The organism is Thermomonospora cellulosilytica, from assembly GCF_014138835.1.
GTDB lineage: Bacteria > Actinomycetota > Actinomycetes > Streptosporangiales > Streptosporangiaceae > Thermomonospora > Thermomonospora amylolytica.
Window position 1 is genome coordinate 5,272,505 of record NZ_JACJII010000001.1, and the last position, 20,093, is coordinate 5,292,597.

The window sequence follows — 20,093 nt, forward strand, 5'->3', positions numbered from 1 at the left end:
GGAACCCCGCACTCCAGGAGGCCGCCGTGTTCGCACCTTCCGCCCCGCCGCGCGTCATCGTCGGAGTCGACGATTCCGACGCCTCCCGCTGGGCGCTGTCGTGGGCGCTCGGCGAGGCCCGGCTGCGCGGGATGGAGCTGCTGCTGGTGCACGTCGCCCCGGTGCCCTCGTACGCGGCGGCGGCCGGGGTGCCCGGGCACGGCACGGTGTGCGGGCTGCGCGAGGCGGGCGGCGAGCTGATCACCCGGCTGCTCACCGAGCTGCGCTCCAGCGGCGGCTGCGACCCGGCCCGGGTGTCGGGCATGACGCTGCTCGGCGCGCCCGGCGACGCGCTGGTGCGGCTGGCCCGCGAGGAGGACATCCTGGTGGTGGGGCGCAGCTCGCGGGGCCTGCTGTCGCGGCTGGTGCGCCCGTCGGTGCACCGGCACTGCGCCGCGCACGCCCGTTCGACGTTCATCTGCGTGGTGCCGCCGACGATCGGGCCGCTCACCGTCCCCGGCGCCGACGGCGAGCGTCCGGCCCGCCGCCGGCTGTGGGGCCGCCGCCACGAGACCGACGGCTGACCGTTCCCAGGTTCCTCCCAGGTTTCGCGGGGTCTTGATCCCAGCCTCGCCCGGTTGGCTGTACGGCATGAGAGTCGACATCAAGACCACCACCGCCGTCGTCACGGCGACCGGCCTGCTCGGCGCCGGCCTGTACGCCGCCGTCCCCGCCCTCGCGACCACCCCCGAGCGGTCCCCCGTCGCGGCCGCGCCCGGTGACGGCGACCGCCGTCCCCTCGAGCGGCTGCGCAACCGGGCCGGGCGGGGCGTCCGCGGCGAGGCCGTGGTGCGCCGCGACGGCCGTTTCGTGACGGTGGCGTGGCAGAACGGCGAGATCACCGCGGTGTCCGCCGGTTCGGTCACGGTCCGCAGCGCCGACGGGGTCACCTGGCAGTGGACCCTGGACTCCGGGACCCGGATCCGCAAGAACGGCGACAAGGCCGCGGCGTCCGCCCTGGCCAAGGGCGACCGGGTCAAGGTGGTCGGCACCCGTGCCGGCACGGCCCGCACCGCCGAGGGGGTGATCGTGCCGCGCCGGTCGTAGCACCATTTGCGTCATGACCGCAGCAGAGAACGGCCGCCCGCAGCGGGTGCTCGTCGTCGACGACGAGCCCGACATCCGTGACCTGGTGCAGGTGGCGCTGCGTTTCCACGGCTTCTCCCCGGTCGCCGCGGCGACCGGGGCCGAGGCCCTGCGCCTGGCCGGGCGGGAGCGGCCCGACCTGGTGGTGCTGGACGTGATGCTGCCGGATCTGGACGGGTTCGAGGTGTGCCGCAGGCTGCGCGCCGCCGGGCGGGACGTGCCGGTCATCTTCCTGACCGCCCGGGACACCCCCTCGGACACGGTCACCGGGCTCACCCTGGGCGGCGACGACTACGTCACCAAGCCGTTCTCGATCGAGGCGCTGGTGGCGCGGATCCGGGCGGTGCTGCGGCGGGCGGCGCCGCCGCCCGCGCCGCGGGACGGCGAGGAGGTGCTGCGGGTCGGCGACCTGGAGCTGGACGAGGCGGGCTGGACGGTACGGCGCGGCGGCGCGGTCGTGGAGCTGTCGGCGACCGAGTTCCGGCTGCTGGCGTACCTGATGCGCAACGCCGGGCGGGTGCTGACCCGCGCGCAGCTCGTCGAGCACGTGTGGGGCTGGGACCGGGGCGGCGACGCGCAGATCCTGGAGACCTACATCAGCTATCTGCGGCGCAAGCTGGATCCGCACGGCCCGCCGGTCATCCACACCCGGCGCGGGGTCGGCTACGCGCTGCGGCCGTGAGCCTGAACGCCCGGCTGGTCGCCGGGCTGCTGGCGGTGACCGGCGCGGGCCTGCTGATCCTCGGCGCGGTGAGCGCGCTGGTGCTGCGCGGCTACCTGCTGGACCGGGTCGACGCGCAACTGGAGGCGGCGCGGGACCGGGCGGTGGTCCGGCTGGTGCGGCCGGGCCTGCCCGCCGAGGGGATGGCCCCCGCCCCGTACGTGGTGGTCGGGGTGCGGCCCGACGGGGAGATCCGGGTCCACAGCGGCACGGACCCCGACCCCTCCCCCGTTCTGGACGAGCTGCGCCGGGTGGGTCCGGCGGCGCTGGCACGGCTGGCCGCGTCCGGTGAGCCGTTCGGCCTGGACGGGGCGCGGGCGGTCGCCCGGATGGACCGGACCGGCGCGGTCACGGTGGTGGCGGCGCCGTTGGACGAGATCGACGCGGCGGTGCGGCGGCTGGTGGTCACCGAGCTGGTGACCGGGGCGGTGCTGGTGGCGGGGCTGGCGGTGGCGGGCCGGTGGCTGATCGCGCGGGGCCTGGCGCCACTGGACCGGATGGCCTCCACCGCGCAGGCCGTGGCGGCGGGCGGGGACCTGAGCGCCCGGATGCCGGTGGGGCGGCCGGACGGCGAGGTCGGGCGGCTGGCGGTGGCGATCAACGTGATGCTGGACCGGATCGCCGAGGCGTTCGCCGCCCGCGCCCGGTCGGAGCGGCGGCTGCGGGACTTCGCCGCCGACGCCTCGCACGAGCTGCGCACCCCGCTGACCACCATCCAGGGCTACGCCGAGCTGTACCGGCACGGCGCGCTGGAGGACCTGCCGGACGCGATGCGCCGCATCGAGGAGGCGGCCGGGCGGATGAGCCGGCTGGTCGGGGAGCTGCTGGAGCTGGCGCGGCTGGACCGGGACGCGGGCCTGCGCCCGGCGCCGGCGGACCTGGCGGCGCTGGCGCGCGACGCGGTCGCCGACGCGCGGGCGGTCGATCCGGACCGTCCGGTGGCGCTGCGCGCGCCGGCGGAGCTGGTCGCCGAGGTCGACGAGGCGCGGATCCGGCAGGTGCTGGCCAACCTGCTGGCCAACGTGCGCGACCACACCCCGCCCGGCACCGCGGCCGAGGTGCGGCTGGCACGGCGGGCGGGCGGGGTCGTGCTGGAGGTGGAGGACCGGGGGCCGGGCATGGCGCCGCAGGACGCGGCCCGGGCGTTCGACCGGTTCCACCGGGCCTCCCGGACGTCCGGGAGGGGCTCCGGCCTGGGGCTGGCGATCGTGGAGGCCATCGCCGTGGCGCACGGCGGACGGGCGGCGCTGCGGTCGGCGCCCGGAGCGGGCACCTGCGTGCGGATCGAGCTGCCGGACCGCCCGCCGGGCGGGTGAGGACGGTCAGCCGTCCGCGCCGCCGAGCCGGATGTCGAAGTTGACGGTGGTGCCGACGACCGAGGTCACCGTGAGGGTGGTCGCCCGCCAGGTCCCGTCGGTGAAGTGCAGGGTGCACTCCATCGTCACGCCGACCTCGCCGCGCAGGTCGCCCGGGCACACCACGGACTGCGGGGTGCCGTCGAGCTGCGGGGCGAGCTGCCGCAGCGCCTCGGCCTCCACGGCGGCCTGCGCCACCACCGGCACGTCCCCACCGGCCGGGGCGTCCGGCTGGTTCGCCGGCGGGGTGTCGGGCTGGGTGGGGGCGGTCCGCTGCGGGGCGGGCGAGTTGATGTCGTAGTCGACCACGTCGCCGTTCACCGAGGTCACGGTGACGTTCACGACCCGCTGCACGCCCTCGGCGGTGACCAGGTCGCAGCGCAGCATCGCGCCGACCTCGCCGGTCAGGTCGCGCGGGCAGCTCACCGAGCGCGGCCGCCCGCCGAGCTGACCGGACAGCTTGTCGGCGATCTGCCCCTCGACCACGGAGGCGTCCACGGTCTTGGCGAACAGTTCGGTGCATCCGGTGGTGAGGCCGGCGACCAGCGCGGTGCCGAGCAGGGCGGGGGCCAGGAGCTTGCGCATCAACGTTCCTTGCGAAGTCGGATTCGTACCACCCGACCTTCGCCCGCGGCCTGTCCCGCCGCCCAGTGTCCGGGGTCCCGTCGCCGTACGGACCGGCCGCGGCGCGGAACCGGGACGTGCGGCGGGCGGGCCGGGACCGGTGCCCCGGGCCGCCCGCCGCCCGGATCGGCTCTCAGATCGCCTCGAAGACGCGCGCCCCGGCCATCTGCAGCCGGTACGCGCAGCCGCCGGCGTCGTCGCGGATGTCCAGGAACTCGCTGACCTGCCGGGCCAGCCACAGCCCGTCCCCGGTCCGGGCCTGCAGGGTGGGCGGCCGGAAGCCCAGGAACGGGTCGTCGGCGCGGCCTCCGGGCTCGTGCAGCTCGCAGATCACCGCGCCGCCCCGCGTCCAGATCCGCACGGCGGCCCGGCCGTCGCCGTGGCCGTGGTCGCGGATGTGCGCGGCGATCTCCGACACCGCGGTCACCGTCAGCGCCGCCCGCTCCCCGGTCAGCCCGCAGGCCCGGGCCTGCTCCTCGGTGAACCGCCGCAGCGGCCGCAGCGCCCCGTCGAAGGCGAAGGCGGCGGCCCCGGGCGGCGGCGGGTCCAGCGGCTCGGCGTCGCAGCGCAGCGCGAACTCGTGCGGGTCGACGTAGCCGCCGCTGGGGCTCACCTCGGTCCCGGTGATCGCCCCGGGATGGGTGCACAGCGACTCGGCGACGATCTCGGCGGGCGCGTTGCGGGTGTCGTACGGGCAGATCATCCAGATCCCGGTGCCGGCCAGCACGGCGTTCAGCCCGGACTCCATCCGCCGCCAGGCCAGCTGCTCGCGGGCGGACCTGCCGGGCCAGATCGGCTCGGCCAGGATCCGCGGCCGGCCGCCGCCCCGCGCGCGGCGCCGCCACCAGCGGTGGAACGCGGCGACCCGCTGCGGCGGCCGGCGGCCGAAGTACAGGCTCTCGGCGCGGTCCACCCGGGTCGCGTCCGCCCCGAGGGCGGCGTCCAGCAGGGCCAGGTTGTGCGAGGTGGTGGTCACCAGGACCGGCTCGGACCGCCGCAGCGCGCCCTCGACGAACGGCACCGCCATGGCCAGGAACTCCTCGTCGGAGGAGTAGACGCATGTGTGGTGCGTGAAGCCGTCCTGCACTGCCACACCCCAACCTCTGGGGGGAGCCCGGAACGTGGACATCGGGGACTGCGGGCTCGCCCGGGGCCACCATACTGCCAGATCACCGGCCCCGCCCCGCGGCGGGCGGGGTACGGTCGCGATTATGGGCCGAGTTACCGTCCGCAGACCGGTTCTCAAACTGAAGGTGACCGGGGAGCCGATCCGGCGTCCCGACACGCTGGCCGTCGAGGAGCCTCTGGAGATCCGGGTCGGCGGCCGGCCGCTGACCGTGACCATGCGCACCCCCGGCGACGACTTCGACCTGGTCGCCGGGTTCCTGGCGGCCGAGGGGGTGATCGCCGGGCCGGGCGACGTGCGGGCGATGCGGTACTGCGCCGACACCGTCGAGCAGAACGTGCTGGACGTGACGCTGGCCGCCGGGGTGGCGCCGCCGGACGCGCTGGCCGCGCGGGCGTTCCAGACCACCAGCGCGTGCGGGGTGTGCGGCAAGCAGAGCATCGAGGCGCTGCGCACGTTCGCCCGCTACGACCTGGCCGCCGACGCGGTGCGGGTGGATCCGCGGGTGCTGGCGGGGCTGCCGGACCGGCTGCGGGCCGCGCAGCGGGTGTTCGACCGCACCGGCGGGCTGCACGCGGCGGGACTGTTCGACGCCTCGGGCGAGCTGCTGGCGATCCGCGAGGACGTGGGCCGGCACAACGCGGTGGACAAGGTGGTCGGGTGGGCGCTGCGGGCGGACCTGCTGCCGCTGACCGGGCGGATCCTGATGGTCAGCGGGCGGGCCTCGTTCGAGCTGGCGCAGAAGGCGCTGCAGGCGGGGATCCCGGTGCTGGCGGCGGTGTCGGCGCCGTCCTCGCTGGCCGCGTCGCTGGCCGAGGAGACTCAGATGACGCTGGTGGGGTTCCTGCGCGGGGAGTCCATGAACGTCTACTCCGGGGCCCGCCGGATCATGGTCTGACCTGGACCGGTTCATTCCCTCGTTTGTCATCGGACCGCTAAGGGCCCCGGGGAACTTGTGGCCTGGCGGGCAAGACGGCGCCTTCGGCCCCGGCTTGACTGCTCTGCCTGGGACTGCAGTGACGACCTGCACTCTTCCGGTACTGCGGCCGAGGTGAGGAGAGGGCATGACGAGTCCGGGCGGATCCGGCGGCGCCGCGTTCGAGATCGACGAGCGGCATCCCCCGATCAGGACGCGGCGGGTGTCGTTCGACTGGGCGGACACGCCGTTGCACTGGATCCCCGGCGATCCGGTGGCCACCCACATGATCAACTCGTTCCACGTGGTGCTGCCCGAGGGCGAGAAGTGGTTCATCAACTGCGTCCGGGCGGCCCTGCCGTACGTCACCGACGAGCGGCTGCGGCAGGAGATCAAGGGCTTCATCGGACAGGAGATGGTGCACTCCCGCTCGCACCAGGGGGTGCTGGACGGCCTGCTGGCGGCCAACGGCATCGACGTCACGCCGATCACCGAGCCGGCCGGGCGGGGGAACGCCGAGTGGCCCGCCCGGATGGCCGAGCTGGAGCGGCGGCGGCCCCGGCTGTTCCGCAGGCGGCTGCTGTTCGAGCTGGGGGCGGTGGCGGCGATCGAGCACTACACCGCGGTGCTCGGCCAGTGGATCATGGACAACGACCGGCTGGACGCGGCCGGGGTGGACCCGACGATGCTGGACCTGCTGCGCTGGCACGGCGCCGAGGAGGTCGAGCACCGGTCGGTGGTGTTCGACGTCTACACGCACCTGGGCGGCGGGTACCCGATGCGGGTGGCGTCCTGGGTGGTGTCGCTGTTCTTCCTGTACTGGGCGCTGATCGGAGGGACCCTGCTGTTCCTCAAGCAGGACCCGACGATCAAGGGCGAGGTGACGCTGCGCCGGGTCTACCGGTCCTACCGGCGCTCGGTGCGCAAGGGGCTGATCCCCGGGATCTTCAAGCTGCTGCTCGGCGAGGCCCCGGTCTACCTGCGCCCGTCGCACCACCCGTCGAAGGTGTGCTCGACCCGGCAGGCGCTGGACTACCTGATGCGCTCCCCCGCCGCCCGCGCCGCGGGATACGACCCGTACTAGTACTCGCTAGTACTGGTCCCGTACCGGCACGGCGCGTCGCTTGACCTGCGGAACCGCCGCACGATTCATTAACGCAGTGTCCAATAATGCGATGGTGCGCGACGAGGTGGTGACCGCTCCCGGCGGGGTGCGGCTGGCCGTCCGGCGGCAGGGCGACCCGTCCCGGCCGATCGTGCTGCTGGTGCACGGCTATCCCGACACGAACGCGGTGTGGGACGAGGTCGCCGAGGCGCTGGCGGAGCACTTCCACGTCGTGCGGTACGACGTGCGCGGCGCGGGGGACTCCTCCCGCCCGGCCGGGGTCGAGCCGTACGCGTTCGAGCATCTGATGACCGACCTCGGCGCGGTGCTGGACGCGGTCGCCGGGGACCGCCGCGTCCACCTGGCGGGCCACGACTGGGGGTCCATCCAGGGCTGGGAGGCGGTCTGCACGATGCCCGGGCGGTTCGCCTCGTTCACCTCGATCTCGGGGCCGTGCCTGGACCATGTGGGGCACTGGATGCGGGCGCGACTGGCCGGGCGGTCGCTGCGCGGCCGGCGGCAGGCGGCGGGCCAGGCGCTGCGCTCGTGGTACATCGCGTTCTTCCGGGCGCCGGTGCTCCCGGAGGCGGTGTGGCGGGTCGGCGGGTGGTTCTTCACGACCGCGCTGCGGGGCGAGGGCGTGCGGCCCAGGCCCGGGCATCCGGCGCGGACGCTGACCCGGGACGCGGTGGCGGGCCTCGGGCTGTACCGGGCCAACATGCGCGAACGGCTGCGCAACCCGCGCGACCGGCGCACCGACGTGCCGGTGCAGGTGATCGTGCCGACCCGGGACCTGTTCGTGTCGCCGCACCTGGTGGGCGGGCTGGCGGAACGGGCCCCGGACCTGTCGCTGCGGACCCTCAGGGCTGGCCACTGGGTGCCGCGCACCCACCCCGGCCTGATCGCCCGCTGGATCCGCGAGCACGTCACCCGGGTCGAGGGCGGGCCGCTGACGGACGACGAGCGGCGTTCGCTGGAGCGGGCCCGGGTGCGGCCCCGGCCGTGACGCCGGGACCGCGCCGGACGCTCAGGCCCGGGACGGCTGCGGCGCCTCGGGTGCCGGGAGCCGCTTGATCTCCAGCGCCGGGATGAACACGTGCGCCAGCGGCCCGATGGTCACCGCGTACAGCAGGGTGCCGATCCCGACCGTGCCGCCCAGCAGCCAGCCGACCGTCACGACGGCCAGCTCGATGCCGGTGCGGACCACGCGGATGGAGTGGCCGCGGGCCGCCAGGCCGGTCATCAGCCCGTCGCGCGGGCCCGGGCCGAAGCCCGCGCCGATGTAACAGCCGGTGGCGAACCCGCCGACCAGGATCGCCGCGATCAGGTACGCCCAGCGCGCGGCGGTCACCTCGGGGTCGGGCAGCACCGCCAGGAACAGGTCGGCGAACAGCCCGACGAAGATCACGTTGCTGACGGTGCCCAGGCCGGGCCGCTGCCGCAGCGGGATCCACAGCAGCATCACCAGCGCCCCGGCGATGATGATCCAGGCGCCGATGGACAGCCCGAACCGCAGTGCCAGCCCCTGGTGCAACACGTCCCAGGGGTCGTTGCCCAGCCCGGAGTCCACCTGCAGGGCGATGCCGAGGCCGTAGAGGGCCAATCCGCCGTACAACTGGACCAGTCGCCGGGCCAATAGCCTTCTCCGGCCGTCGGGCGGCCTGCGCCGGGGCCGGTATCGCCTCGGCAGCCAGAAGTGGCCCGGGGTCCAGTCCAGACCGTCGCGGGAGTCGGCGCCGAACCGCGGCGCCAGGAGGGCCGGCGCCACCAGAAGCGCGAGCATGAGCAGCATGAGCGTCGTTCCTCGTCAAGGGGTTTCCGGCCACTGCGGGCCGCTGACCCCAGACTGGCCTGGATTGGCTTGCCTTTTAAGAGCCAATCATTGAAAGTGGTCTGCATGACTGCGCGCTACATCAGCGGAACCCAGCTGGCCCGGCTGCTCGGCGATCCGCCGCAGGAGCGCCCGTACTACGCCGCCCTGGCCCGGGCGGTCCGCGGGCTGATCCTCAACGGGCGGCTGCCGCTGCGGGTCCGGCTGCCCGCCGAGCGGGACCTGGCCGCCGCCCTCGGCGTCAGCCGCACCACGGTCACCGCCGCGTACGACGAGCTGCGCACCGAGGGCTACATCGCCAGCCGGCAGGGCGCCGGGAGCTGGACCGCGCTGCCGGAGACGCGACCGGCCACCACCCGCCAGGCCGTCACCCGGTTCGGCATCGCCTCCGCCCCCGAGGGCGACGCGGAGACGATCGACCTGGGCTGCGCCGCGCCCGCCGCCCCCGCCGTCTTCGAGGAGGCGGTCGCCGAGGCCGTCGCCGAACTGCCCGGGTACGCCCGCGGCGCCGGGTACGAGCCCGCCGGGCTGGCGGTGCTGCGGGAGGCCGTCGCCGCCCGCTACACCGAGCTGGGCGTGCCCACCCGGTCCGACCAGATCATGGTGACCACCGGGGGGCAGCAGGCGATCTCGCTGCTCACCCAGACGCTGCTGAACCCCGGGGACCCGGTGCTGGTGGAACGGCCCACCTACCCGCACGCGCTGGACGCGCTGCGCCGCCGGGGTACGCGGCTGGTGCCGGTGGGCGTCACCGGCGGATGGGACCTGGAGCTGCTGGCGGCGAGCATGCGGCAGGCCGCGGTCCGCGCCGCCTACGTCATCCCCGACTTCCAGAACCCGACCGGCCACCTGATGGACGACGCCGGGCGGGCCGCGCTGGTGGAGGCGGCGCGGGCGGCCGACGCGTTCCTCATCGTCGACGAGACCTTCGCCGAGCTGGCGCTCGATCTGGACGCCCCCCGGCCGCACCCGGTGGCCTGCCACGACGCCGGCGGCCGGGTGATCAGCGTCGGGTCGGCCTCCAAGCTGATGTGGGGCGGCCTGCGGGTCGGCTGGATCCGGGCCACCGCCCCGCTGCTGCGCCGGCTGGCGACCGCCCGCGAGTCCGTCGACATCGCCGGCCCGGTGGTCGACCAGCTGATCGCCGCCCGCCTGATGGACCGGATCGAGCAGGTCCGCGCCGAACGCGCGCGGGCCCTGACCGCCTCCCGCGACGCCCTGGCCGGCGCGCTGCGCGAACTGCTGCCGGACTGGCGGTTCACCCTCCCCGGCGGCGGCATGACCCTCTGGGCGCAGCTCGGCGCTCCCATCGCCACCCCCGTCGCCGAGGCCGCGTGGCGGCGCGGCGTCCGCGTGGTGCCCGGCCCGGCGTTCGCGGTCGACGGCGTCCTGGAGGACTGCCTGCGCCTGCCGTACGTGCTCCCGCCCGACCGGCTGCGCACCGCGGTCGAACGCCTGGCCGGCGCCCACCGCGAGACCGAGACGGCCCCACCGCCCCGCCCGCTCCCCGCCTACGTGTGACGGCTACCCGTGCAGGTAGCCGACGAGGTGTTCGCGTTCGGTCTCCAGTTCGTCGATGGCGCTCTTGACCACGTCGCCGATGCTGACCAGGCCGACCATGCGGCCGTCGGAGACGACCGGCACGTGCCGGATGCGGTGCTCGGTCATGGTCTTGCGCAGGTCGGCCACGGCCGCCTCGGGGGCGCAGGTGCGGACCTGCTCGGTCATGATCTGCGACACCGGGGCGTCCAGCAGCGCGGCGCCGTGCTCGTGCAGCCGCCGGACCACGTCCCGTTCGGAGACGATCCCGGCGATCGCGGCGCCGTCCGGGGAGACGACCACCGCCCCGATGTTCAGCTCGGCCAGCCGGGCCAGCAGTTCCCGGACGGTGGCGTCCGGGCGCACCGTGGCGACCGCACTGCCTTTCTTCCGCAAGATGTCGCTAATGCGCATGGCCCACACTCCGCCAGGGGTTCGACGCAAGGCTGTTGCTGACACCGTCGCACGTTCCGGCCCTCCGGAAAAGGCCCATGTGGCAGGGTGTTCCGTCAGCCGATCCGCATAACCGCGATGCACCGGGCACAACGAAGATCATGGCGACGACGGGAACGCGGGGACTGCGCACGATCGAGACCGACATCCCGGCCAGGCTGGACCGGCTGCCGTGGGCCCGCTGGCACTGGGCCGTGCTGCTGGGGCTGGGCGCGGTGTGGATCCTGGACGGGCTGGAGGTCACGGTGGTCGGGGTGATCGGGCCCCGGCTGACCGACCCGGCGGGCGGGCTGGGCCTGACCGACGCGCAGGTCGGGCTGTCGGCCTCCCTCTACGTGGTGGGGGCCTGCCTGGGGGCGCTGGGGTTCGGTTATCTGACCGACAGGTTCGGCCGCAAGAAACTGTTCCTGCTCACCCTGGCGCTGTATCTGGCGGCCACCGTCGCCACCGCCTTCTCGTTCAACGCCTCCTGGTTCTACGCGTGCCGTTTCCTCACCGGCGCCGGGATCGGCGGTGAGTACGCGGCCATCAATTCCGCCATCGACGAGCTGATCCCGGCGCGGGTGCGCGGCCGGGTCGACGTGGTGATCAACGGGTCGTTCTGGATCGGCACCACCATCGCCGCCGCGCTGTCCATCGTGATCCTCAACGGCGACGTGCTGCCCGAGGACGTGGGCTGGCGGGCGATGTTCGCGCTCGGCGCGGTGCTGGGCCTGGGCATCCTGTGGGTGCGGCGGACGGTGCCGGAAAGCCCGCGGTGGCTGTTCATCCACGGCCGCGACGACCAGGCCGAGCGGGTGGTGCGCGGCATCGAGGACACCGTCCGCGCCGAGACCGGCCGCGAGCTGGAGGAGCCGGGCGAGCGGCTCCGCATCCGGCAGCGCCGCGCCGTCGGGTTCGGGGAGATCGTGCACACCGCCGTCCGCCGTCACCCCCGCCGCACCCTGCTGGGGCTGGCGCTGTTCGTCGGTCAGGCGTTCCTGTACAACGCGGTGTACTTCACCTACGCGCTGGTGCTGGCGGAGTTCTTCGGGGTGGGGTCGGCCGACGTGGGCTGGTACCTGATCCCGATCGGGATCGGGAACTTCCTGGGCGCGTTCGCGCTGAGCCGGATGTTCGACACCGTGGGCCGCAAGCCGATGATCGCCGGGTCGTACATCCTGTCCGGGGTGCTGCTGGTGGGCACCGGGCTGCTGTTCCGCGCCGACCTGCTGTCGGCGACCACGCTGACGGCCTGCTGGTTCGCGGTGTTCTTCTTCGCCTCGGCGGGGGCCAGCGCCGCCTACCTGACGGTCAGCGAGATCTTCCCGATGGAGACCCGGGCGATGGCCATCGCGGCGTTCTACGCGGTGGGCACCGGGCTGGGCGGCGTGATCGGCCCGGCGCTGTTCGGGCGGCTGGTGGAGACCGGCGAGCTGGGCGCGGTCGCCACCGGGTACTTCATCGGCGCGGCGCTGATGATCGCGGCGGGGATCGTGGAGCTGGTGATCGGGGTGGAGGCGGCGGGCCGGTCGCTGGAGGACATCGCCCGCCCGCTGTCGGCCGAGGATGAACGCGGCGCCGTCCGGGCCTGACCCGGGTCAGCCCAGCCGCAGCCGTACCGCCTGCTCGGCGGCGTCGGCCAGCAGCCGGCCCGCGTCCGCCGTCATCTCCGCCAGCGTGCGCGGCCCGTCCGCGATGCTGAACGCCGCCGTCAGCCCGCGGGCGTGCAGCTCCGCCAGGGGACCGGCCACCGCCCCGGCCAGCGCCACCACCGGCGCCCCGGCCCGGGCCGCCCGCCCGGCGACCACCGACACCACCTTCCCGGCGGCGCTCTGGGCGTCCAGCCGCCCCTCCCCGGTGATCACCAGGTCCGCCCCGGCCACCGCGGCGTCCAGCCCCACCAGGTCGGCGACCAGGTCACCGCCGGGGGCGGTCCCGGCGCCGAGCACGCCGACCAGCCCGCCGCAGGCCCCGCCCGCGGCCCCGGCGCCCGGCAGGTCGTGCACCCGCACGCCGAACCGGGCGGCGATCACGTCGGCGAGCCGCCCCAGCGCCGCGTCCAGCTCCCGCACCTGCTCGGGCGTCGCGCCCTTCTGCGGGCCGAACACCGCCGCCGCCCCGTCCGGCCCGACCATCGGGTTGGTGACGTCGCAGGCGACCCGCAGCCGCGTGGCGCGGACCGCCTCGGGCACGCCGGAGTCGTCGATGTCGGCCAGCCGCGCCAGCGGCCCTCCCCCGGGCGGCAGCTCCCGCCCGCCGGCGTCCAGGAACCGTACGCCCAGCGCGCGCAGCAGCCCGGTGCCGCCGTCGCTGGTGGCGCTGCCGCCCAGGCACACCAGCACCTCACGGGCGCCCCGCCGCACGGCGTCGGCGATCAGCGCGCCGGTGCCGGAGGTGTCGGCGCGCAGCGGGTCGCGTTCGTCCTCGGCGACCAGCGGCAGCCCGGACGCGGCGGCCAGCTCCACCACCGCCGACCGGCCGTCCCCCGACAGCCCGTACCGGGCGCGGACCGGCCGTCCCAGCGGATCGGCGCACTCCAGCCACACCTCGGTGCCGCCGAGCGCGCCGAGGAAGCAGTCCAGGGTGCCCTCGCCGCCGTCGGCCATCGGCACCCGCAGCACCTCGGCGTCCGGCCGCGCCCGCCGCACGCCCTCCTCGACCGCCGCGCACACCGCGGCGGCGTCCAGGCTGCCCTTGAACGAGTCCGGAGCCACCACCACGCGCAATCCGGGGCTCCCGCTAGGACTCGGCGGCCAGTGTGGTCAGCACGTTCACGAAGTCGCGCGGCAGCACCAGCGAGCCGCCCTCGTAGCGGGTCTCCAGCCAGGTCATCTCCCCGCCGCGCCGCCAGAACAGGTGCGGGCTGAGCGACCCGGGCCCCTCCTCGTACGCCTGGCGCGCCTGCACCTGCAGTTCGTGCGCCGCCGCCAGCGCCGCCCGGTACCCGGCCCGCGGCCGGATCGGATGGGCCATGATCAGGCTGCGGCTCGGCGCGACCACCAGCGCCCCGCACGGGCCGATGTCCAGGTACTCCTCCAGCCAGGCCAGATGGGTGGCGGCGTAGAAGCTCCAGCCGTGCAGCACCGCCACCGGCACCCCGCCGAGCACCGAGTCGTCGACCTGCAGCGGCCCGTCGGCGCGCACGTTGGCCCGGCCCAGCATGAACAGCGCGTCGCCGGACACCGGCCAGCCGTTCATCTCCTCGACGGTGACCGTGCGGACCGTGGTGGGGGTGTCCACCACCACCGCCTCGATCAGCCCCGGCGCGAACGGCCGGGACGCCAGCATCCCGTTGTCGGCCTCGGCCGGGTAGATCCGGGTCCGCAGCAGGTGCTGGGCCAGCTCGAAGTCCGACAGGTCCAGCGGCTCCTCGATCGCGGTGACGATCGTGGAGACGTGGTCCGACACCAGCGCCGGCCAGTCGTCACGCGGCACCAGCCGGGCCAGCTGGCGCAGGTTGCGCATGCTGACGTGCAGCCGGCTGGCCCCCTCCAGCAGCATGACGTCGCCGGGCATTCTCCGGCAGGCGTATCCGAGGCTCTCCGCCACGAGGACGACGAGCGAGTCCAACGCGCCGTCCGCCCCGTTCAGAGCGCCCCCGCGCATCCACCCCTCCTTGCTCCGCAACGGATAGAGCTTGGCAGGCGAAGGTCACGAAGGAAAGTCCCGCCGGTCACGAAGCACCGTCGATCGGCGCGCCGGCGATCGCCCGCACCAGCCGGGGCAGCGACGCGGAGATCGGCTCGCGCACCACCGCGTCGGCGACCGGATCGTACGGGGTGGGCTCGGCGTTGACGATCACCAGCCGGGCGCCGTGCTCGACCGCCTCCAGGCACAGTCCGGCGGCCGGGTGCACGGTCAGCGAGGTGCCCACCGCCAGGAACAGGTCGCACTCCCGCGCCGCCCGCACCGCGGCCTCCAGCACGTCCGGCCTGAGCGCCTGCCCGAACGAGATCGTCGCCGACTTCTGGATGCCGCCGCACTCGGGGCACGGCGGGTCCTCCTCGCCCTGTTCCACCCGCCGCAGCACCTGGCGCATCGGAGTGCGCAGCCCGCACGCCAGGCACTCGACCTCGTGCATGGTGCCGTGGATCTCGATCACGGTGCCCGGCCCGGACCCGGCGGCCTGGTGCAGCCCGTCGATGTTCTGGGTGACCACGGCGCGCAGCCGGCCGGCGCGTTCCAGCTCCACCAGGGCGGCGTGCCCGGCGTTGGGGCGGGCCGTCAGCCCGGGATGGTGCAGCCGGGCCTGCCAGGAGCGGCGCCGCACCGCCGGGTCGGACAGGTAGGCATCGATGGAGGACAGCGCGGCGGCGGCCGGATCCCTGGTCCACACGCCCTGCGGGCCGCGGAAGTCGGGGATGCCGCTGTCGGTGCTGATGCCCGCGCCGGTGAGCACGGTGATCGAACGGGCCTGCGGCAGCCAGGCGGCGAGGGAGTCGGGCAGGTCCATGCCCCAAGGTTAGGGGTCCGGGCGCCGGGCATGCGGTGATGTGTCCGGCCCGGCCGCGACCCGCCACGGCACGCCGGGGCCGTCACCGTGGGTGATGGATCCACGTCATGCCGCGGCACAGGCCGCAGGACCCGGTCTCGAGTGGGACACTGGAGATCGCTATGAGGCCCACCCCGCACATCCTGGTGATCAACGGCACCAAGGTCCGCCGGCCGGTGTTCATCCTGGGCGCCCCGCACTCCGGCACCGAGCTGCTGGCCCGTGCCGTGAAACGGTCGCCGGGCTTCCATCTGACGCACGGCCGCCCCGAGCTGCTCCGGGTCACCTACGCCTTCGCCCGCCGGCCGGCCATCGCCGGCGAGCGCGGCCGGGGCGCGGCCCGGGTGCTGCGCGACGCCTACGCCGCCACCTGGCAGATCACCCCGCAGGGCTGCGCGCAGTGCCCGCCGGAGTGCCGCGCCGCGGCGGGGCTGCCGCCCGCCGACTCCCCCGCCGCCCGGACCGCGCCGCAGACCTGCGAACGGCCCCGCGGGGTGTACCGGTACGCCGACGCGGCCCCCGACCTGCTCTACAGCGCCGACGTGCTGCTGGACGCGTTCCCCGACGCCCAGCTGCTGCAGGTGATCAGGGACGGCCGGGACGTGGTGGCCGACATGCTGAACGACGAACGCTGCCTGGCCTGGTTCAAGCCCGGGGTGGCCAACCTGGACGAGGTGTTCCCCAACCCGTTCCTGGGGGTGGAGGAGGTCGTCGACCGGGACCGGTGGCCGAAGGCGGCCCCGGCGGTCAAGTGCGCGCTGCGGTGGCGCGGCTCGGTGCGGCTGTCGGCCCGGCTGCGCGCCCAGACCCCCGAGGACCAGCTCTACACGGTCCGCTACGAGGACCTGGTGACGCGTCCCAAGGAGGTCACCGAGCGGGTGTCGGCCTATCTGGGCGCGCAGATCGCCCCGGTGAGCAGGGCCGAGCTGGTGCGGGTCGCCGACCGCGGGCCCGGCGCGGTGGGGGCCTGGCGCGACCGGCTGACCCCACGGCAGCTCGTGCAGGTGGAACGGGTGGCGGGCCGGGAGCTGCGGCGGCTGGGCTACACGCTCAGCGTCGCCGGATGAGCCTGCCGACGCCCGGGGCGTCGGGACCGGCCCAGCCGATCACCACGCCCGCCGCCCCCAGGCCGACGAACAGCACGGCGTACCGCCCGACTCCGCTGCGCAGCGGGTTGCCGACCCGCAGGCCCGGGCGGACGGCCGGAAGGATGGCCGGACGCATTCCGCTCACCTCCACATCGCAGTGATCGCGTCCTGTCGCTCGATGACGTCCCGACTATGACGCCGCCCGGTGACGGGCGGTTTGCGGCCGTCTCTCGGGCAGGCGAACCCGGGCCGTGACGTCCGCCGGTCACGGCGGTCACTGCGGTGCGGTACCCGGCCGGGCGGGTCGGCTCGCCCGGCCGGCGGTAATGATCAGGTCATTCGGCGCCCAGCCGGGCGGGCCGCCGGCCGTCGCCGGACGCCTGCTGGGCGAACTGGGTGCGGTACAGGTCCGCGTACAGCCCGCCGGCCAGCAGCAGCTCCTCGTGCCGGCCGCGCTCGGCGATCCGCCCGCCGTCGACCACCAGGATCTGGTCGGCCTCCCGGATCGTCGACAGCCGGTGCGCGATCACCAGCGAGGTCCGCCCGGCCAGGGCGGTCTTGAGCGCGCGCTGCACGGCGGCCTCGGACTCGGAGTCCAGGTGCGCGGTGGCCTCGTCCAGGATCACCACCGAGGGGGCCTTGAGCAGCAGCCGGGCGATGGCCAGCCGCTGCTTCTCCCCGCCGGACAGCCGGTAGCCGCGTTCCCCCACCACGGTGTCCAGCCCGTCGGGCATCGCCTCCACCAGGTCCCAGATCTGCGCACCGCGCAGCGCCTCGACGATCTCCTCGTCGGTGGCGTCCGGGCGGGCGTACCGCAGGTTCTCCCGGATGGAGTCGTGGAACAGGTGGGGGTCCTGGGCGACCACCCCGACGGTGTCGCGCAGCGACTGCAGGGTGACGTCCCGCACGTCCCGCCCGTCGAGCCGCACCGCCCCCTCGGTGACGTCGTACAGCCGGGACACCAGGTGGGTGATGGTGGTCTTGCCCGCCCCCGACGGCCCGACCAGCGCCACCAGCTCGCCCGGCCGCGCGGTGAACGTCACGTCGCGCAGCACCTGCCGGCCCGGCGCCACGTCGGTGCGGGCGATCGACTCCAGCGAGGCCAGCGAGACCTCGTCGGCGGCCGGGTAGCGGAACCCCACGTGGTCGAACTCGACGGCGACGGCCTCGCGGTCGCCGGACCGGCGCAGCGGGACGGCGTCCGGCCGCTCGCCGATCATCGGCTCGAGGTCCAGCACCTCGAAGACCCGGTCGAAGCTCACCAGCGCGGTCATCACGTCCACCTGGACGTTGGACAGCGCGGTCAGCGGGCCGTACATGCGGGTGAGCAGGGCGGCCAGGGCGACCAGGGTGCCGAGCTGGAAGCCGCCCTGCACGACCAGCACGCCGCCGACGCCGTACACCATCGCGGTCGCCAGCGCGGCGACGAGGGTGAGCGCGACGAAGAACACCCGCCCGTACATCGCCGAGACGACGCCGATGTCGCGGACCCGCCCGGCCCGTTCGGAGAACATCCGCGACTCGTCCTCCGGGCGGCCGTACAGCTTGGCCAGCATCGCGCCGGCCACGTTGAACCGCTCGGTCATCAGCGAGCTCATCTCGGCGTCCAGCTGCATCTGCTCCCGGCTGATGTGCTGCAGCCGCTTGCCCACCCACTTGGCCGGCACGATGAAGATCGGCAGCAGCACCAGCGCGATCACGGTGACCTGCCAGGACAGCCAGAACATCGCCGCCAGCACCAGCACCAGGCTGATCACGTTGGAGACCACCGACTGCAGGGTGGTGGTCAGCGCGCGCTGGGCGCCGATCACGTCGGTGTTGAGCCGGCTGGTCAGCGATCCGGTCTGGGCGCGCATGAAGAACGCCACCGGCATCCGCTGCACGTGGTCGAACACCTGGGTGCGCAGGTCGTAGATCAGGCCCTCGCCGATCCGCGCCGAGTACCAGCGCTGCGCCAGCGACAGCACCGCCTCCACCAGCGCCAGCCCGGCGACCGCCAGCGCCAGCCACACCACCACGTCCGAACGGCGCGGCAGCACGCCGTGGTCGATGATCGCCTTGAGCAGCAGCGGCCCGGCCACCACGATCACCGCCGCCAGCGCGTTCAGCGCCAGGAACAGCACCAGCTCACGGACGTAGGGACGGGCGTACCCGGCGATCCGGCGGACCGTCCCGGGCTTGAGCCTGGTGCTGGTGACCGACCGGTCGCGGCGGAACGAGGCCATCACCTGCCAGCCGTTGCCCGGCATCCCCGGCATCCCCATCGACGCCCTCCCCGCGTAATCAAGTAATCAGACCGGCACCCGGCATCAACGTACCGGGCACCCGCCCGCTTCCCCGATCAGCTCAGGGCGAAAACCCCTCCCGGGCGGGCCACCGCAGCGAGCGCCAGCGAGCGAGGACGGCCCGCCCGGGACGCGGGGGGCGTGGGGGTCCGCCCCCACAAGCAACACGACCACCGCAGCGAGCGCCAGCGAGCGAGGACGGCCCGCCCGGCATTCGGGGGGCGTGGGGGTCGCCCCCCACAGGTGACATGTCTAGCCCTGGCGCATCGAGCGGAGGCGCTGGAGCTGTTCGCGGCGCTCGGCGGCGCACTGCTCCTCCAGGGTGTTGCCGGGGGCCTGCTGCAGCAGACGCTTGGTGGCGACCGCGGCGTCGGCGTTCACCGCCAGCAGCGCCGACACCAGTTCGTCCACCGCCGTGTCGAGTTCGGCGGCGGGCACCACCCGTTCGGCCAGGCCGAGTCGTTCGGCCTCGGCGGCCGGGACCTTGCGGGCGGTCAGGCAGATGTCCATCGCCCGGTTCAGCCCGACGATCTCCACCAGCGGCTTGGTGCCGGTCAGGTCGGGCACCAGGCCCAGCGCCGGCTCCTTCATGCAGTACCAGGCGTCGTCGGTCATCACCCGCAGGTCGCAGGCCAGCGCGAGCTGGAAGCCGGCGCCGATGGCGTAGCCGTGCACCGCGGCGACCGTGACGACCTCCGGGCGGCGCAGCCAGGTGTACCCGGCCTGCAGTTCGGCGATGAAGCGGTCGTCGTCCTGCGGGTGCTCGCCGGACGGTCCTCCGCCGCCGGAGAACATCCCCAGGTCGATGCCCGCCGAGAAGGCCTTGCCGGCGCCGCGCACGACGACCACCCGCACCGAGCCGGGCAGCGTCTCCCCGATCCGCGCCAGGGCGCGCCACATCGCGAACGTCATCGCGTTGCGCTTGTCCGGCCGGTCCAGCGTGATCGTCGCCACCGGGCCCGCCACGTCCAGCCGCAGCCCGGCCTCCGCCGGCGTCTCGACGGCCACCGGCGCCTGGCCCTGCTCTGCCCTCGCGTCCACCAGGACGTCTCCTTTCCCGTCACGGCGGGACGACGGGCCGGGCGCCCGCCTGACCGCCGCCGCGACCGAACCTTACTCGGTCGCGGTGCGGCGGCGGTCCAGGCGTACGCTCGCACCGAGGGCGGTGCGGCCGGGCGGTCGGTCGGCCGAGCGCCGGCGCACCGGGGCCCGGGGGCGGCCCCCCGGACCGGCCGTCAGGACTTCTTGCCGCGGGTCGCGCCCCCGCGCCCGCGCAGGTTGACCCCGGACTCGGTGAGGATCCGGTGGATGAAGCCGTAAGAGCGGCCGGTGGCGGCAGCCAGGGCGCGGATGCTTTCGCCGGAGTCGTACCTCTTCTTGAGTTCGGCTGCCAGCTTGTCGCGCTCGGCACCGGTCACGCGGGTGCCCTTCTTGAGGGTCTCGGCCACGAG

21 protein-coding genes are annotated in these 20,093 nt (G+C 74.7%); 10 read left to right on the forward strand and 11 right to left on the reverse strand.

Annotated elements, in window-relative coordinates; genetic code table 11:
• Nucleotides 1-26: 26 nt before the first annotated feature.
• The 4 genes from HNR21_RS24930 to HNR21_RS24945 all read left to right on the forward strand — a co-directional run bounded on the left by HNR21_RS24930 (nt 27) and on the right by HNR21_RS24945 (nt 3,162).
• Nucleotides 27-563 (forward strand): universal stress protein, encoded by a 537-nt coding sequence (locus tag HNR21_RS24930; protein ID WP_182707123.1) that lies wholly within the window; start codon nt 27-29, stop codon nt 561-563.
• 67 nt (nt 564-630) lie between these two features.
• Nucleotides 631-1,086: a DUF5666 domain-containing protein gene (locus HNR21_RS24935; RefSeq protein WP_182707124.1), complete on the forward strand. Its 456-nt coding sequence runs from the start codon at nt 631-633 to the stop codon at nt 1,084-1,086.
• Between the two features lie 13 nt (nt 1,087-1,099).
• Nucleotides 1,100-1,807, forward strand: a complete 708-nt coding sequence (locus HNR21_RS24940; protein WP_182707125.1) for a response regulator transcription factor — start codon at nt 1,100-1,102, stop codon at nt 1,805-1,807.
• A complete protein-coding gene (locus tag HNR21_RS24945) occupies nt 1,804-3,162 on the forward strand; it encodes a sensor histidine kinase (protein WP_182707126.1) in 1,359 nt (452 codons plus the stop codon). The genes HNR21_RS24940 and HNR21_RS24945 overlap by 4 nt, the downstream gene beginning before the upstream one ends.
• Nucleotides 3,163-3,168: 6 nt before the next feature.
• Here HNR21_RS24945 and HNR21_RS24950 read toward each other — a convergent pair whose 3' ends face one another.
• Nucleotides 3,169-3,786, reverse strand: a complete 618-nt coding sequence (locus tag HNR21_RS24950) for a DUF4333 domain-containing protein (protein ID WP_182707127.1) — start codon at nt 3,784-3,786, stop codon at nt 3,169-3,171.
• Between the two features lie 172 nt (nt 3,787-3,958).
• Nucleotides 3,959-4,918, reverse strand: a complete 960-nt coding sequence (locus HNR21_RS24955) for an anti-sigma factor RsbA family regulatory protein (protein WP_182707128.1) — start codon at nt 4,916-4,918, stop codon at nt 3,959-3,961.
• A 118-nt stretch (nt 4,919-5,036) separates the two neighbouring features.
• Between HNR21_RS24955 and fdhD the strand changes: the two genes are divergently transcribed.
• From fdhD to HNR21_RS24970, 3 genes are all read left to right on the forward strand, one after another.
• A complete protein-coding gene (gene fdhD / locus HNR21_RS24960) occupies nt 5,037-5,849 on the forward strand; it encodes a formate dehydrogenase accessory sulfurtransferase FdhD (RefSeq protein ID WP_182707129.1) in 813 nt (270 codons plus the stop codon).
• A 166-nt stretch (nt 5,850-6,015) separates the two neighbouring features.
• Nucleotides 6,016-6,951 (forward strand): metal-dependent hydrolase, encoded by a 936-nt coding sequence (locus tag HNR21_RS24965; RefSeq protein ID WP_182707130.1) that lies wholly within the window; start codon nt 6,016-6,018, stop codon nt 6,949-6,951.
• 91 nt (nt 6,952-7,042) lie between these two features.
• Nucleotides 7,043-7,978 carry an alpha/beta fold hydrolase gene (locus tag HNR21_RS24970; protein WP_182707131.1) on the forward strand — a complete coding sequence of 312 codons (936 nt, stop codon included), beginning with the start codon at nt 7,043-7,045 and terminating at the stop codon, nt 7,976-7,978.
• 21 nt (nt 7,979-7,999) lie between these two features.
• Here the strand turns inward: HNR21_RS24970 and yczE are convergent, their stop codons facing one another.
• Nucleotides 8,000-8,764 carry a membrane protein YczE gene (gene yczE / locus HNR21_RS24975; protein WP_246442327.1) on the reverse strand — a complete coding sequence of 255 codons (765 nt, stop codon included), beginning with the start codon at nt 8,762-8,764 and terminating at the stop codon, nt 8,000-8,002.
• A 105-nt stretch (nt 8,765-8,869) separates the two neighbouring features.
• Between yczE and yczR the strand changes: the two genes are divergently transcribed.
• Nucleotides 8,870-10,324: a MocR-like transcription factor YczR gene (gene yczR, locus HNR21_RS24980; protein ID WP_182707132.1), complete on the forward strand. Its 1,455-nt coding sequence runs from the start codon at nt 8,870-8,872 to the stop codon at nt 10,322-10,324.
• Between the two features lie 3 nt (nt 10,325-10,327).
• Here yczR and HNR21_RS24985 read toward each other — a convergent pair whose 3' ends face one another.
• Entirely contained in the window at nt 10,328-10,756 is a 429-nt protein-coding gene (locus HNR21_RS24985) for a CBS domain-containing protein (RefSeq protein WP_182707133.1), read from the reverse strand.
• Nucleotides 10,757-10,896: 140 nt separating this feature from the next.
• Between HNR21_RS24985 and HNR21_RS24990 the strand changes: the two genes are divergently transcribed.
• The gene (locus tag HNR21_RS24990) at nt 10,897-12,369 is read left to right on the forward strand and encodes an MFS transporter (protein WP_182707134.1); all 1,473 of its coding nucleotides are present in this window, start codon (nt 10,897-10,899) and stop codon (nt 12,367-12,369) included.
• A gap of 6 nt (nt 12,370-12,375) precedes the next feature.
• On the opposite strand, the gene HNR21_RS24995 is transcribed toward HNR21_RS24990, so the two are convergent.
• From HNR21_RS24995 to HNR21_RS25005, 3 genes are all read right to left on the reverse strand, one after another.
• On the reverse strand, nt 12,376-13,497 hold the full coding sequence (locus HNR21_RS24995) for a glycerate kinase (protein ID WP_220500290.1): 1,122 nt from the start codon (nt 13,495-13,497) through the stop codon (nt 12,376-12,378).
• A gap of 19 nt (nt 13,498-13,516) precedes the next feature.
• Nucleotides 13,517-14,383 carry a DUF1444 domain-containing protein gene (locus HNR21_RS25000; protein ID WP_119730670.1) on the reverse strand — a complete coding sequence of 289 codons (867 nt, stop codon included), beginning with the start codon at nt 14,381-14,383 and terminating at the stop codon, nt 13,517-13,519.
• Nucleotides 14,384-14,450: 67 nt separating this feature from the next.
• Nucleotides 14,451-15,230, reverse strand: coding sequence for an SIR2 family NAD-dependent protein deacylase (locus HNR21_RS25005; protein WP_182707136.1), 780 nt, complete (start codon nt 15,228-15,230; stop codon nt 14,451-14,453).
• Nucleotides 15,231-15,391: 161 nt separating this feature from the next.
• On the opposite strand from HNR21_RS25005, the gene HNR21_RS25010 reads away from it, so the two are divergent.
• Nucleotides 15,392-16,336 carry a sulfotransferase family protein gene (locus HNR21_RS25010; RefSeq protein WP_182707137.1) on the forward strand — a complete coding sequence of 315 codons (945 nt, stop codon included), beginning with the start codon at nt 15,392-15,394 and terminating at the stop codon, nt 16,334-16,336.
• Here HNR21_RS25010 and HNR21_RS25015 read toward each other — a convergent pair.
• The 4 genes from HNR21_RS25015 to HNR21_RS35560 all read right to left on the reverse strand — a co-directional run bounded on the left by HNR21_RS25015 (nt 16,320) and on the right by HNR21_RS35560 (nt 20,090).
• The gene (locus tag HNR21_RS25015) at nt 16,320-16,493 is read right to left on the reverse strand and encodes a hypothetical protein (RefSeq protein WP_157996050.1); all 174 of its coding nucleotides are present in this window, start codon (nt 16,491-16,493) and stop codon (nt 16,320-16,322) included. The two genes, HNR21_RS25010 and HNR21_RS25015, sit on opposite strands and share 17 nt — an antisense overlap.
• 199 nt (nt 16,494-16,692) lie before the next feature.
• On the reverse strand, nt 16,693-18,615 hold the full coding sequence (locus HNR21_RS25020; RefSeq protein WP_376766631.1) for an ABC transporter ATP-binding protein: 1,923 nt from the start codon (nt 18,613-18,615) through the stop codon (nt 16,693-16,695).
• Between the two features lie 279 nt (nt 18,616-18,894).
• Nucleotides 18,895-19,686, reverse strand: a complete 792-nt coding sequence (locus HNR21_RS25025) for an enoyl-CoA hydratase/isomerase family protein (protein WP_220501015.1) — start codon at nt 19,684-19,686, stop codon at nt 18,895-18,897.
• Nucleotides 19,687-19,877: 191 nt separating this feature from the next.
• Nucleotides 19,878-20,090 (reverse strand): helix-turn-helix domain-containing protein, encoded by a 213-nt coding sequence (locus HNR21_RS35560; protein ID WP_012852589.1) that lies wholly within the window; start codon nt 20,088-20,090, stop codon nt 19,878-19,880.
• Nucleotides 20,091-20,093 lie beyond the last annotated feature (3 nt).